Here is a 13,995-nt window from a genome sequence, read left to right as displayed (position 1 = left end):
CCGCCGCACTCGCTCGTGCGAGACACCACGGAACGCGCCGATCCGCCGTATCCCCCACCCTCATGGGGGACTTGAGTGCCTCCGCTCCGGCACCCCGCACGCGCGGGCGGCGGTTCGCCCGCGTCGGAGGAGAATGCCCGGCGCGGCAGCCGAGGCGGCGTCCGCCTTCGGGCTGCCGCGCCGGGCTCGCGTCCGGGGTCCCGGGTGTCAGGCCCGCAGCATGGCGGCGAGCACCTCGCGCCATCCCTCTCCCCGTCGCTCCACCAGCAGTTCGGCCAGCGCCTCCGCGCGGTAGCGGTGCCGGTGGCGCAGCCCGGGGGCCGAGGACTCCGAGGCGACGACGGGAGCGCCCGTGCCGAGGAGGCGGACGAGCTCGTCCGCGAACTCGGCCCAGGACACATGGCCGCCGATCGCGTTGACCACGCCGTCGACGGGCCGCTCCACGCAGTGGGTCAGCACCCGGGCCAGCGCGGCCGCGTGCACCCAGGGCGCGCCCGCCCAGGCGTCGCCCGACGCGGGCACGGCCCCGGCGGCCGGCAGGACGACCGGGTCGCCCGCCCGGGCCGCCTGGTAGAGGTCGCCGGTCGCGCCCCAGCGCAACTGGTCGCGCAGGCGCGGGTGGTCGCCCCAGACGATGGGCGCGCGGACCACGCTCGCCCCGCCGTGGGGGCCGGCGGCCTTCAGCAGCAGGCGCTCGCAGTCGAGTTTGCCCCGCCCGTACGCGCTCAGCGGCTCCTCCGAGGGCGCGCCCTCGGCGACGTCGGCCACCGAGGGCGAGCCGTAGGCGTCGACGCTGCTGACGAAGACGAACGGCCCCGGCCGCCGGTCCGCCAGCAGGGCGCGCATCGCCGCCACGTCCACCTCGGGGGAGGTGAAGGTGCAGGCGGAGTGGATGACCGCGTCCACGCCGCGGACGGCGGCCCGGAGGCTGTCGGTGTCGGTGAGGTCGCCCTCGGCGATCTCGACGTCCGGCCCCTCGGGCACGAGGTGGGCCGACTCGGGCCGGACGAGCACCCGTACCGGGCGCCCGCGCGCGGCGAGTTCCCGGAGGACGAACGCGCCCACGCCGCCCGTGCCGCCGGTGACCAGGACCGTTCCCTCCCGGGCGGCCGTCCGCCGCCCGGCGGCCGGGCGGGCCGCCGCGCGCCGGGCCGTCCGCTCCTCCAGCAGCGCTGCCAGCGCCCGGGGCGTCCGGTGCTCCAGCACGTCGAGGCCGGTGAGCGGCGCGCGGAAGCGCTCCCGCAGCCGTTCGGCGACCCGCACCGCGAGCAGCGAGTGGCCGCCGAGGAGGAAGAAGTCCCCGTCGGGGCCCGGACGTTCGCCGAGCAGGTCCGTGAAGACCGCCTCCACCTCGGGCGTCGGCCCGGGGAGGGGAGCGGGTGCGGACGCGGGCGTCGGTTCCGGTGTCCCGGCCGGCGCGTCCGGGAGGGCCGCCTCGCGGCGGAGGGGGGCGTTCCCTGACGCGGCCACGCCGGTGAGCAACCCCGTGAAGCCGTCGAGGAGCCGGCGCGCGGCCCCGCCGTCCAGCCGCCCGGTGTCGTACTGCACCGCGCACCGGGCGGGCCGCTCGTCCGTGGCCTCTTCCAGGAAGAAGCCGAGGCCGAACTTGGCCGTGCCCAGCGGGACGTCGACCGGGGCGCAGTCCGCCCCGGCCAGCCGCAGCCCCAGGGGGCCGGACACGACGTCCGCCGTGACGCCGACCAGTGCCCCGCCGTCCGCGTCGCGGGCGGACGGGTCCAGCCGCCGCACGATCGTGTCGAACGGCACGTGCCGGTGGCGCTGGGCCCGCAGCAGTTCGTCCCGCACCCGGTCCAGCAGGCCGGCGAAGTCCTGCGTACCGGCGAGGTCGGGCCGGACGGGGAGGGTGTTGACGCACAGGCCGACGAGGTCGCGGTCGGCGGCCCGGTCGCGGTGGCCGCTCGCGCAGCCGACGACCAGGTCGTCCCGTCCCGTCGTCTCCAGCAGGGCGCCGAAGGCCGCCGCGAGCACGACCGTGAACAGAGTGGCGCGGTGGGCCCGTCCGGCCTCCCGCAGCCGCTCGACGGTGCCCGTCGGGAGCAGGGACGTGAGGACGCGTCCCTCGCCCCGGGCGCCCGGAGCGCCGCCGGCGGGACCGGGCAGCGCGGGCGGGCGGGCCCCCGCGAGCCGCCGGGTCCAGTAGGCGATCCCCTCCTCGTCCGGCGGCGCCGACCGCTCGCGCCGGGCGAAGTCCGTGTAGCGCGGCGCCGCCTCCTCGGGGCCGTCCGGGCGGCCCTCCACGACCGCCCGGTACCGCTCGCCGAGCTCACGCGCGATGATCTCCAACCCCCCGCCGTCCACGGCGATGTGATGCATCGTCAGCAGGACGGTGTGGTCCTCCGGCGCGTGCCGGAGCAGCAGCGCCCGCAGGACCGGGCCCTCGGCGAGGTCGAAGGGGCGTTCCGCCTCCGCGCGCAGCAGGGGACCGGCCGCGTCGGCGGCGGCCTCCACCACCGGCAGCGGCACCGGCGCGGGCGGCAGCACCTCCTGGTACGGCTCGCCGTCGTCCCGCCGGTAGCGGGTGCGCAGCACCTCGTGCCGTTCCACCAGCCAGGCCAGCGCCTTGGCGAACGCCTCCCGGTCGAAGGGGCCGCGGACCCGGGTGGCGAACGGCACGTTGTACAACGCGCCCGTGTGCCCCAGCCGTTCCATCAGCCACATGCGGTGCTGGGCGTGCGAGAGAGGGGCCGGCCCGGTGTCCTCCGGTACGGAGCCGGGGGACGGGCGGGTGCCGGCGGCGCGGCGGCGGGCCCTGAGGAGCAGTTCCCGCTGCCGCGCGACATCCTGGGCGGTGGTCACCGCTGCACCTCCGCGCCCTCTTCGGCGTCCGGGCCGAAGGCCGCGGCCAGTTCGCGTTCCACCAGCTCGGCCTGGCCCGCCACCGTGGGAGAGGCGAAGAACGCGGCGAGCGACAGCTCCACCCCCAAGTCCTCGCGGAGGTCGTCCACGATGCCCAGGGCGAGCAGCGAGTGGCCGCCCAGCGCCAGGAAGTCGGCGTCCGGGTCGGTGACCTCGCGGTCCAGAGCACGGCCCCAGGCCGCCGCCACCGCCTCCTGGAGAGGCGTCAGCGCGCGGGCCAGCCGGTCACCCGTCCCCGCGGACCCGGCCAGGGGCAGGCCGGCGAGCGCGGCCCGGTCGACCTTCCCGTTGGCCGTCACCGGCAGCCGGTCCACCAGCGACCAGGCCGAGGGGACCATGTGCGCGGGCAGCAGCCCGGCCAGGTGCTCGCGGAGCGCGGCGGGGGAGGGGCGCGACCCGTCGGCGGGGACGACGAAGGCGGCCAGGCGCGCGTCCACCGTGCCGGCGCCGTCGGACGCTTCCGAGGCGTCCGGCCGCAGCACGGTCACCGCGGCGTCCGCGACCCCGGCGTGCGAGCGCAGCGCGTGCTCGATCTCGCCCGGCTCGATCCGGTAGCCGCGCACCTTCACTTGGTCGTCCAGCCGGCCGTGGAACTCCAGCGTGCCGTCGGGGCGGGCCGAGACCAGGTCGCCGGTCCGGTAGAACCGGCCGCGCGCGGGGCCGGCGGTTTCCTCGATGAACGCCTCGGCGGTGCGCTCCGGCTGCCCCAGGTAGCCCAGGGCCAGCCGGGAGCCGCCGATCCACAGCTCGCCCCGGACGCCCGGAGGCACCGGCGCGCCGTGCTCGTCCCGGACGTCCGCCGTCGCCCCGGCGACCGGCCGGCCGATGGGCGGCGGCCCCTCGCCGTCGGCCGGGAGCACCCGGTGGGCGGTGGCGAAGCTGGTCGCTTCGGTGGGGCCGTAGCCGTTGACCAGCTCCAGCCAGGGGTGGCGGCGCAGCACGGCCTGGGCGAGCCGGCCGGACAGCGCCTCCCCGCCGACGATCACGCTCCGGAGGACGCCGAAGACCGCCGAGCCGCGGGCCGCGAGGTGGTGGAAGAGGGCCGTGGTGAACAGCGCCACCGTGGCGCCCAGCCGCTCCACGTCCCGTGCCAGGCTCTCCAGCGACTCCCGGTCCGCGGTGGACACCACGGCGGCGGCGCCGTTGGCCAGCGCCGTCCACAGCTCGAACGGCGAGGCGTCGAAGGCCAGCGGGGAGTGGAAGAGGACCCGGTCGCGCGGGGTGACCGTGAGGAACTCCGGCTCCGTCACCAGCTCCGCCACGGCCCGGTGCGGAATCGCCACGGCCTTGGGCCGGCCGGTCGAGCCGGAGGTGAACATGGTGTACGCGACGGCGTCCGCGTCGTACCCGGCGGGCTCCGGAAGCTCCCGCTCCGTGCCGGGCGCGGGCTCGTCCGCCGCACCGCCCGCCGAGACGGCCAGCATCCGCCCGGCCGGCACCCCGGCCGCCTCCAGCAGGTCCTTGCGGCCCACCGTGAGGACCACTCCGGCGTCCGCCAGCATGGCCGCGATACGGGTCCGCGGGTACGCCGCGTCGAGCGGGACGTAATGGCCGCCGGCCCACCAGACGGCGAGCTGGGTCACCACGACGCCGGTCGAGTGCGGCAGCAGCACGCCGACCGCGTCGCCCCGGCCGACGCCCCGGGCGCGCAGCACACCGGCCAGCCGCCGGGCGGCGTCGGTCAGTTCGGCGTAGGTGAGGGTGTCGTCGCCGTCCCGGACGGCGAGCGCGGACGGCGTGGCGCCGGCGTGCGCCAGCACCCGGCCGAGGACGCCGCCGGGGCGGGCCGAACCCTCCGCGGGAGCGGCGGGCTCGGCCGGCGCCGCCGGCCGGAGGGGCTCCGCCGCCGGGCCCCGCCGGGCGTCCAGCAGCGCGGCCAGCGCCCGCAGGTCCGGCTGGCGCAGCACCTGCGGCGCCCGCAGCCGGACGCCGCAGTGCTCCTCCAGGGCGGTCAGCAGCCGGGCCGCCGCGAGGGAATCCCCGCCCGAGCCCAGGAAGTTGGCGTCCGGGCCGAGGTCCGGCCGGCCCAGCAGCTCCCGGCACAGGCCGACGACCAGCTCCTCGGTGGCCGACAGCGCGGCCTCGGCGGGGGCCGCGGCGGCCGGCTCCCCGTCCCGCCGCCCGGCGAGCAGCGCCTCGCGGTCCACCTTGCCGTTGGCGTCCACCGGGAAGGCGTCCACGAACCGGACCGCCGCCGGCACCGCCTGCTCCGGCAGCCAGCCGCGCACCGCCGCCAGCAGGTCGTCCGCGGCGGGCGCCGCCGTACCGGGGGCGGGCCGGACGAACGCGACGAGCCGGACGCCGCCCCCGGCGGCGGTGTCCGCCGCGACGACCGCCCGCAGCACGCGCGGGTCCCGCTCGAACGCCGCCTCCACCTCGGCCGGTTCGACACGCACCCCGCGCACCTTCAGCTGGGCGTCCAGCCGGCCCAGGAACTCCAGCACCCCGTCTTCCCGCATCCGCACCCGGTCCCCGGTGCGGTACACCCGGTCGGTGCCCGTCACCCCGGCCGGCGGCGGCACGAAGCGCCGCGCGGTCAGCTCCGGGTCCAGGTAGCCGATCGCCAGACCGTCGCCGCCGACGCGCAGTTCGCCCGGCTCGCCGTACGGCACCGGCCGCCCGTCGGCGTCGGTCACACACGCGACGACGCCCGGCAGCGGCGTGCCGATGGGCGGCGGGGCGGACGCGTCGGCGCCGTTCAGGGCGTGCGCCGTCACCAGGACGGTCGCCTCGGCCGGGCCGTAGTTGTTGTCCACGCGCGCGGTGACGTCCGGGCCGGGGACGCGGCGCAGCCGGTCGCCCCCGGTGCTCAGGTGACGCAGCGGCAGGTCACGCGGCCAGGGCCGCTCCAGGACGAGCTCCGCCAGCGGGGTCGGCAGGATCGCCACCGTCACCCCGGCCCGGCGCCACCAGTCGGTGAGCGCCCGCGGGTCCCAGCGGACGTCGTCCGGCGCGACGCTCAGCGTGGCCCCGGACGTCAGGCCCGCCCACAGCTCCATCAGATGCGGGTCGAAGGCCACGCCGACCAGCAGGCCGTGCCGGTCGCCCGGCCCGCAGCCGGTGCGCCCGGTGTACCAGTCGAGCCGCGCGGCCAGCGCGGCGGAGCCCACCGCGACCGCCTTCGGCACGCCCGTGGTGCCCGAGGTGAGCACCGCGTACAAGGTGCCCTCCGGGGCGCCGCGCCGGGTGCCGGCGGGGGCGGCGGGGAACGCCGCGACGGGCTCGCCGGAGACGTTGGCGCCGGCCGCGGGCAGCGGCAGCGCGAGCGTGCCGCCCTCCCGGGCCGCCGCCGGCAGCGCGTCGGCCGTGCCGACCAGGCAGGTCACCCGGAGCACGTCCGCGACCACCGCCAGCCGCCGCTCGCCGGGGCGCGGCCCCAGCGGCAGGTAGACGGCGCCCAGCCGGGCCAGCGCGACGGCCGTCGCGACCAGGGCGGCGGAGCGGTCCAGGCACACCCCGACCAGGTCGCCCGGCCGCACCCGGTCGCGCAGCGCGTCGGCGGTCCGGTCGGCCAGGGCGTCCAGTTCGGCGTAGCTCCAGGTCAGGTCGCCGTCCTCGACGGCGGGGGCGGACGGGTCCCGCAGGACGCGGTCCGCGAAGCGGGCCAGGACGTCGTCCGGCCCGCGCTCGGCGCGCTCGGCGCCGTATGCGACAGATGCAGTGGTCATGGTGTCCTCGATCGTGTTCGAGAGGGAGGCGAAGTCCGGTGTCCGAGCGCCGGTCATCCCAGCCCCATGGCCCGGGCGACGATCACCTTCTGGATCTCCGAGGTCCCCTCGATGATCGTCATCATCCGGACGTACCGGTACAGGAACTCCAGCGGGTGCCCGCGCACCCACCCCGTGGCCCCGTGCACCCGCAGCGCCCGGTCCACCACGCGCACCGCCGTCTCGGAGGCGGTGAGCTTGGCCAGCGCCGCGTTCTCCGGGGTCTCCGTGCCGTCGTCCACCAGCCGGGCGCAGGCCAGCGTCAGCAGCTTGGCCGCCTCGACCTCGGCGCGGCTGGTCACCAGGTGCTCCTGGACGTGCTGGTAGGCGCCGATGCGCTCGCCGAACGCCCGCCGCTCGCGGGCGTACTCGACGCCCAGCCGCAGCGCGTACTCGGCGATGCCGTTGCACATCGCGGCCACCACCAGCCGGCCCCGGGAGAGGCTGTCGATGCCGTGGCCCAGCGCCGCGCCGATCCCCGCCTCGCCGCCGACGACCGCGTCGGCCGGCAACTCCACGCCGTCCAGGACCAGTTCGTACAGCTCCTCGCCGGACATGCCGGCGTAGCGCTGGCCGATCCGCAGCCGGGGGTGGTCCATGCCGACGACGAACGCCGTCGGCCCGGCCTCCGCCTGGGCCACCACGAGCGCGAAGTCCGCGTGCCCGGCGTTGCTGACGAACGTCTTGCGGCCGGACAGCACCCAGCCGCCGTCGTCCCGCCGGACGGCCGTGCTGGTCAGCCGGAAGGCGTCGGACCCGGCGTTGGGCTCGGTGAGCGCCAGGCAGCGCGTCGCCTCGCCGCGCACCAGCGGCTTGAGGTACCGCTCGATCTGCTCGGGCGTGCCCTGCCGCAGCAGCGGACTGGGCCCGTCCGAGCCCGCCAGGGCGTACGGGGCCAGCGGGCAGCCGCTGCTGCCCGCCGCGTGGTGCAGCTGCACGACGGCGGTGAACGGCATGCCGGAGCCGCCCAGTTCCTCCGGGTGGTCGGCGGCGTAGAAGCCCAGCTTCGCCGACCGCCGCCGGACGTAGTCCCGCATCTCGGCCGGGGGCAGGTCGCCGCTCTCGGGCAGTTCGGCGGCCAGCGGCACCAGTTCGCGGCGGACGAACGAGGCGAACGAGTCGACGATCTCGCGGTGGCCGGCCTCCAGGACCGACGACGGGGAGGTGCTCATCGGACGGCCTCCGTCACCGCGTGCGCCTGCTCGGACAGGACCGGGTGCCGGAACAGGACCCGCAGCGGCGGACGTCCGCCCAGCCGCGGCTCCAGCCACGCGGCGAGCTGCGCGGCCAGCAGCGAATGGCCGCCGACCTGGAAGAAGTGGGACGACGGCGTGAACCGGTCGTGGCCCAGCACCTCCCGCCAGCCCTCGGCCAGCAGGGCGACGGCCGGGTCCCCGGCGGTCTCCGGCTCCTCCGGGGCCGCCTCCTCGGTGGTCTCGGCGAGCCGGGTCAGCGCCGTCCGGTCCGGCTTGCCCCCGGACAGCAGCGGCATCGACTCCAGCCGGATCCAGCGGGACGGCACCAGCGCGGCCGGCAGCCGCTCGGACAGCGCCCGGTGCAGCGCCACCTGGTCCGGCTCCGCGCCCCCGTCCAGGAACCCGATCAGGCACGGACCGGCCGCCGAACGGCCGAGCACCACCGCGCAGGACCGGCCGCCGAGTTCGGCCGAGGCCGCGGCCTCGATCTCCTCCAGCTCGATGCGGTAGCCGCGCAGCTTGATCTGGTTGTCGTGCCGGCCGAGGAACCGGACCAGCCCGTCCCGGCCGGTGAAGCCCAGGTCGCCGGTCAGGTAGACGCGCTCGCCGCCGAGGGCGGGCACGCGGACGAACCGGGCCGCGGTCGTCTCCTCGTCGCCCAGGTAGCCCTCGGCCAGCGCGGCGCCGGACACGGCCAGCTGGCCGACCGCCCCGACGGGCAGCGGGCGCAGGCCCGCGCCCAGCACGTGCACGCCGACGCCCGGCAGGGCGGTGCCCAGCGGCACCTCCGCCGCGTCGTCGAGACCCTCGCGGTCCACCTCGTGCACGGTCGACGTGATCGTCGCCTCCGTCACGCCGTACGCGTTGAGCAGCGGCGCGTCCGTCGCGGCCAGCAACTCGCGCAGCGCCGCCGCCGGCAGCCGCTCGCCGCCCGCCACCAGCAGCCGCGGTGCCCACATGCCGTCCCGCAGCGCCTCCGTCAACTCCGCGCGGACGGCGAGGAGATAGCTCGTCGGCAGGTTCGCCACGGTCACCCGCCGCGAGGCGAGGACGGCGACCAGCTCCGCCGCCGTCGGCACCTCGCGCTGCGGCAGCACCAGGCAGCAGCCGGCCAGCAGCGACGGCAGCACCTCCTCCAGCGCCACGTCGAACGACGGCTGGGCGAACACCAGCACCCGGTCCTCCGGCGACAGCGCGTACCGCTCCGCCGCCACCCGCGCGTGGTGCGCCAGCGCGGCCCGGCCGACCACCACGGCCTTCGGCAGGCCGGTGGAGCCCGAGGTGTGGATGACGTACGCCGCGTCGGCCAGCGGCTCGGCCGGCTCCGCCGCCGGGAAGTCCGGGCCGTCCAGCAGGGCCAGCGGCAGCCCTTCGGCGGGCAGCGCCAGGGCGCTCTCCCGGTCGGTCAGCACCAGGGCCGGACGCAGCCGGCGCAGCAGCGTCTCCAGCCGGTCCGCCGGGTCGTTGGGGGAGAGCGGGCAGTAGACCGCGCCCAGCCGGAGGCAGGCCAGCAGGGTCACCACGCTGTGGACGCCGCGCGGCAGGACCGCCGCCACCGGCTGCCCGCGCCGCACCCCGGCCGCCGTCAGCCGGCCCGCCAGCTCGTCGGTCATGCTGTGGAGTTCGCCGTAGGTGAGCTTGCGGGCGCCGCTCAGCAGGGCGACGCGGCCGGCACCGTGCCGGGCGAGCGGGTCCAGCACGTCGTCGGCGCCCTCCACCGGAGCGGCGACGGCCGCCGGCGCCGGCTCCGGGTCGAGCGCGGCGGCCGGCGCCGTCGGCGCGTCCAGGTACGCGCGGACCAGGCTCAGGAAGCGGTCGGCGAGGAGCCGGGCGGTCTCCTCGTCGAACAGGTCCCGGTCGTAGTCCCACACCAGCGTCATCCCGCCGGCCCCCGAGCGCGGGCCGACCACGCGCCGGTCGTCCGGGATCAGCACGAGGTCCAGGTCGAAGCGGGTCGTCCCGGTGTTGAAGCCCTCGAACAGCGACACCTCCAGACCCGGCACCTCGGTCTCCGGCAGCACCGCGTCATGGGCGCTGAACATCACGTCGAACAGCGGGTTGTCCGCGCCCGAGGTGTGCAGGCCCAGCTCCCGGGTCAGCACCTGCACCGGCACGTCCTGGTGCGGCAGCGCCCGGATCAGCCCGTCGGTGACCTCGTCCACCAGCTCGTCGGCGCCCGCCTCGGGGTCCAGGCGGAGCCGCAGCGGGATGGTGTTCACGAACATGCCGACGGTCTCCTCGAAGCCCGCCGGACGGTTGCCGACCGCCGTACCGACCACCAGGTCCGTCCGCCCGCTGTACCGCCGCAGCAGCTCGGCGAACAGGCCCAGCAGCGTCGAGAACGGGGTGTGGCCCATGGCCCGGCTGTGCTCCCGCAGCCGCTCGGCCAGCTCCGGCTCCACCGTCTGCCGCAACTGCGCGCCCGCGTGCCGGCGGCGGACCCCCGGCCGGGCGAGGCCGGGCAGCGGCAGGTCGAACGTGGCGCCGTCCAGCTCGCGCCGCCAGTGCGCCAGCCCGGCCGCCCGCCGCTCGTCACGGCCCGGCCCCTCGGCCGCCGCCACGTGCTCGGCGTACGACGGGGCGTCGGGCAGGACGACGGGCTCGCCCGTGAGGTGCGCCCGGTAGACGGTGAACAGGTCGCGGAGCAGGATCGCGAACGAGTGCCCGTCGTGCACGAGGTGGTGCTCGACGTGGACCAGCCGGTGCCGGCCGTCGCCCAGCCGGGCCAAGGTCCAGCGCAGCAGCGGCGCCTCGCACACGTCCAGCGGCGTCTCCGCCTCGGTGCGCAGCAGCCGGGCGAACGCGGCCTCGGGATCCTCCTCCCCGCTCAGATCGACGGTCCGCAGGCGTGGCGGACAACTCTCCCTGATCCGCTGCCCGGGCAGGCCCGCGGCCGTCTCCACGAGTTCGAGGCGGAGGCCCGGGTGCCGGTCCAGGACGGCGGCGAGGCCGGCCCGCAGGGCGTCCTCGTCGAGGTCGCCGCGGAGGTCGAGGGTGGCGGTGAAGTTGTAGGCGCGGCTGCCGGGGAGCATCTGCTCGTGCAGCCACACGATCTCCTGCGAGGTGGAGAGCGCGAACACGGTCTGCCTTTCCGTAGGGGTGGGGGATGTGGCGGATCGGAAGGGGCGCGGTCGCGGTCCCGTCGGGTGGGACGGGGGCGCGCCGCCGCGGCGGCCGGCCGGTGGGCCGGAGCGCCGCACGGGTGGTGGGGGAGCGGGCGGGGTCAGGCGGTGGCGAGGGCGGAGACCAGGGCCGCGAAGGCGTCCTCGGCCCGGTCGTCCGCGACGTCCGAACGCCGCCACGCCATGCGGACGAGCAGGTCGTCGCCGTAGGAGACGGACACCGCGAACGGCGCCTGCAGCGGCCGGTCGTCGAGGTGCGTCTCGCGGCCGGTGGCGCCGCCGAGCCGCAGCGGCGGCCGGCGGCCGAGGTCCTCGAAGGTCAGCAGCCCGTCGAACCGCCCGGTCCAGGGGACGCCCGCGCCCCGGGCCGCGTGCACCACCTCGTCGAAGGGGGCGTCGGCGTGGTCCAGGTCGTCCCACCAGGCGTCGGTGCGCGCCTCCGGGCTCTCGGTGCCGGCCGGGTGGACGACGGTGTTGAGGAAGCAGCCCAGCACCGGCCCGGCCGCCGCGGGTCTGCCGCCCCACGGGTAGCCGAGGGCCGGGACGTGCTCCGGGCCGTACAGCACGTGGGCGGCGCGGGCACAGGCGTCGAGCGCGGCGGGGAAGGCCGCCGCCCGTCCGTCGCCGGCCGGCAGCGGGAGCCGCGACCGGGCGCTGCCGGTGCCGGCCGCCCCGGGACGGGCCGCCGGCGGGGGCGGCGGGCGCAGCCCGGCCAGCCGGCGGGCCCAGTAGGCACGGGCCGCGGGGGCCGACGCCCGCTCCTCTGCGGCGAGTTGGAGCGTCACCGCCTCGCGGTAGGCGGCCGTGCCCGCCGCCACCCGCTCGTCCGGGACGTCGTCGGGGCCGAGCCCCTCGGCGTAGGCGCGGGTGAGGCCGTCGGTGATGCCGCCCAGCGACTGCTCGTCGCAGACGGCGTGGTCGAGGACGAGCGCCAGGACGTCCTCGGCGCCCCCGGCTCCGGCGCCCCCGGCTCCGGCGTCGCCCGTGGCGAGGAACAGCCGCAGCGGCGGCCCGTCGGCCGGCCAGTCGGCCAGCGCCCGGGGCAGCACCTCGGCCGCCGTCGCGCCGGGCGGGACCGGGACCTCGCGGACCCACCCCTCCGGGGCGCCCAGATGCTGCACGGGCACGCCCCGGGACACCTCCGGGCGCGCCCGGAGCGCCGGGTGCAGCGCGGCCAGGTGACCGGCGGCGGCCCGTAGCCGCGCGGGGTCGACCGCCCCGGCGGGGAAGGCGAAGAACAGGGGGACGAGCGTGGGCCGCCCGGCCGGGTCCAGCCGGCGGGCGAGGAGGAACCTCCGCTGGGCCCCGGTGACGGGCAGCGGGGCACCGGGCGCGCCGCCGGGGCCGTCCGGGCCGGTGAGCCGGCGGTAGCGGTCGAGGTAGGACGAGGTGATGCTGGGGGACTGCACGGTGACCTCCCGCGCGCCGGGGACGGCGCGGCGGTTCGTAAGGGCCGGGGGAGCGGGGAAAGCGGGGGCTCAGCCCGCGGTGGGAACGGCCGGCAGGTCGCGCAGCCGTCGCAGGGGCGAGAGCAGGAGCGGCAGCGGCACCAGCAGGAAGCCCGCGGCGCACAGCCAGACGGCGGTACGGGCGCCGTACGCCCCGGCGACGGCTCCGCCGACGAGGGCGCCGAAGGGCATCGTGCCCCAGACGACGAAGCGCAGGGTGGCGTTCATCCGGCCCAGCAGCGCGTCGGGGCAGAGCAGTTGGCGGAAGCTGACCTGGGCGACGTTGTAGACCACGGCGCCGAAGAAGACCACGGCCTCGCCGACGGCGAACCAGGCCGCCGCGGCGCCGCGCCCGGCCAGCGGCCAGAGCAGGGCGAACGGCCCGGTGAGGAGCGGGGCGAGCCAGATGACGCGGGCTCTGCCGACGGCCCGTCCCAGGACGTCCGCGCACAGCGCCCCGGCCAGCCCGCCGACGGCGGCCGCCGACAGCATCAGCCCGACGAGGCCCGGCGGCAGGTCCAGCACCCGGACCAGGAACACCGTCTGCACGGCCGTGAGCATGGCGGCGAAGAAGTTCGCGACCGCCGTCGAGCAGGCGATCATGCGCAGGGCGGGATCGCGGAAGACGAAGGCGAGCCCTTCGAGGATCTGCGCGCGCAGCGGTTCGCCGGTGGCGGGGGCGGGCGGGGGTTCGGGGGTGCGGATGCCGCGCAGGCAGAGGGCGGAGAGAAGGTAGCCGACCGCGTCGGCCAGCAGGGTCAGGGGCGCGCCGACGGCCTGCACCAGGACGCCGCCCACTCCGGGGCCCGCCATCTGGGCGGAGGAACGGACCGTTTCCAGGGCGCCGTTGCCCGCGACCAGCTTCTCGCGGGGGAGGAGGGACGGCAGGTAGCTCTGGTGCGCGATGTCGAAGAAGACCGTGGCGACGCCGGTGATCAGGGCGACCACGTAGAGCTGGGTCATCGTCAGGACGCCGGCCCAGGCGGCGAGCGGCAGGGCCGCCATCGCGAGGGCGCGGACGAGGTCGGCGCGGACGAGCACCGGCAGCCGGCGCATCCGGTCCACCCAGGCGCCCGCCGGCAGGCCCACCAGCAGGAACGCGGCGGTCTCGGCGGCGGTCAGGATCCCCGTCTGCAGCGGCGAGGCGTCGAGCTCCACCACGGCGACCAGGGGCAGGGCGACGAGCGTCACCTGCGCGCCCAGCTGGCCCGCGGCCGCGCCGGACAGCAGCAGCCGGAAGTCCCGGGAGGCCCTGCCGCGTAAGAGGCCGTCGCGGCTCTCGGACGTCATTGACAACATTTGACAGACATTTGGCTACAGCGGCGGCTTCAGTCAAAAACTGCGAATATTTTCGGTCAGTTGTGTTCGGATTGCGGACAGTGATGACCGGGGTAGCGGTGAAGGACTGCGGTCCGTCAGGTGAACGACACGTGACGTAACGCCCGGTGCGCTGCGTGACCGAGGGGGTGCGCGGCCCAAAAGGGGACGGGTCGTGCGGATGGCCGGATCTCGGTGTTCGAGGGTGGTGCCCACGGCTCCGGGCGTCGCGGCGGGAGGCGAACACCCCGTCCGTAAGCGGTTGAGAATTCATCAAGTAAGGGGCCGGGCGCGGAGCGTGATCCGTGTGCGGCATACTGCGGAACGA

6 protein-coding genes are annotated in these 13,995 nt (G+C 77.2%); all 6 read right to left on the bottom strand.

Going from position 1 to position 13,995, the window contains the following annotated elements; translation table 11 throughout:
- Positions 1 to 207: 207 nt before the first annotated feature.
- The gene (locus ACSNOK_RS04660) at positions 208 to 2,817 is read right to left on the bottom strand and encodes a condensation domain-containing protein (RefSeq protein ID WP_436779268.1); all 2,610 of its coding nucleotides are present in this window, start codon (positions 2,815 to 2,817) and stop codon (positions 208 to 210) included.
- A complete protein-coding gene (locus tag ACSNOK_RS04655) occupies positions 2,814 to 6,545 on the bottom strand; it encodes an amino acid adenylation domain-containing protein (RefSeq protein ID WP_436779267.1) in 3,732 nt (1,243 codons plus the stop codon). The genes ACSNOK_RS04660 and ACSNOK_RS04655 overlap by 4 nt, the downstream gene beginning before the upstream one ends.
- Before the next feature lie 53 nt (positions 6,546 to 6,598).
- Positions 6,599 to 7,756 carry an acyl-CoA dehydrogenase family protein gene (locus ACSNOK_RS04650; RefSeq protein WP_436779266.1) on the bottom strand — a complete coding sequence of 386 codons (1,158 nt, stop codon included), beginning with the start codon at positions 7,754 to 7,756 and terminating at the stop codon, positions 6,599 to 6,601.
- Complete coding sequence (locus ACSNOK_RS04645) at positions 7,753 to 10,860, bottom strand: non-ribosomal peptide synthetase (protein WP_436779265.1); 3,108 nt, start codon at positions 10,858 to 10,860, stop codon at positions 7,753 to 7,755. Before ACSNOK_RS04645 ends, ACSNOK_RS04650 begins: the two co-directional genes overlap by 4 nt.
- 143 nt (positions 10,861 to 11,003) lie before the next feature.
- Positions 11,004 to 12,311 carry a non-ribosomal peptide synthetase gene (locus ACSNOK_RS04640; RefSeq protein WP_436779264.1) on the bottom strand — a complete coding sequence of 436 codons (1,308 nt, stop codon included), beginning with the start codon at positions 12,309 to 12,311 and terminating at the stop codon, positions 11,004 to 11,006.
- A gap of 69 nt (positions 12,312 to 12,380) precedes the next feature.
- Complete coding sequence (locus ACSNOK_RS04635; RefSeq protein WP_436779263.1) at positions 12,381 to 13,640, bottom strand: MFS transporter; 1,260 nt, start codon at positions 13,638 to 13,640, stop codon at positions 12,381 to 12,383.
- Positions 13,641 to 13,995 lie beyond the last annotated feature (355 nt).

The sequence above is a fragment of the Streptomyces sp. URMC 126 genome (assembly GCF_051386555.1).
GTDB lineage: Bacteria > Actinomycetota > Actinomycetes > Streptomycetales > Streptomycetaceae > Streptomyces.
This window is presented reverse-complemented; position numbering and strand designations above follow the sequence as displayed.

Coding starts and splice junctions, on each gene's coding strand:
- ACSNOK_RS04655 (WP_436779267.1), bottom strand. CDS start 6,545: ATGACCACTGCATCTGTCGCATACGGCGCCGAGCGCGCCGAGCGCGGG.
- ACSNOK_RS04650 (WP_436779266.1), bottom strand. CDS start 7,756: ATGAGCACCTCCCCGTCGTCGGTCCTGGAGGCCGGCCACCGCGAGATC.
- ACSNOK_RS04635 (WP_436779263.1), bottom strand. CDS start 13,640: ATGACGTCCGAGAGCCGCGACGGCCTCTTACGCGGCAGGGCCTCCCGG.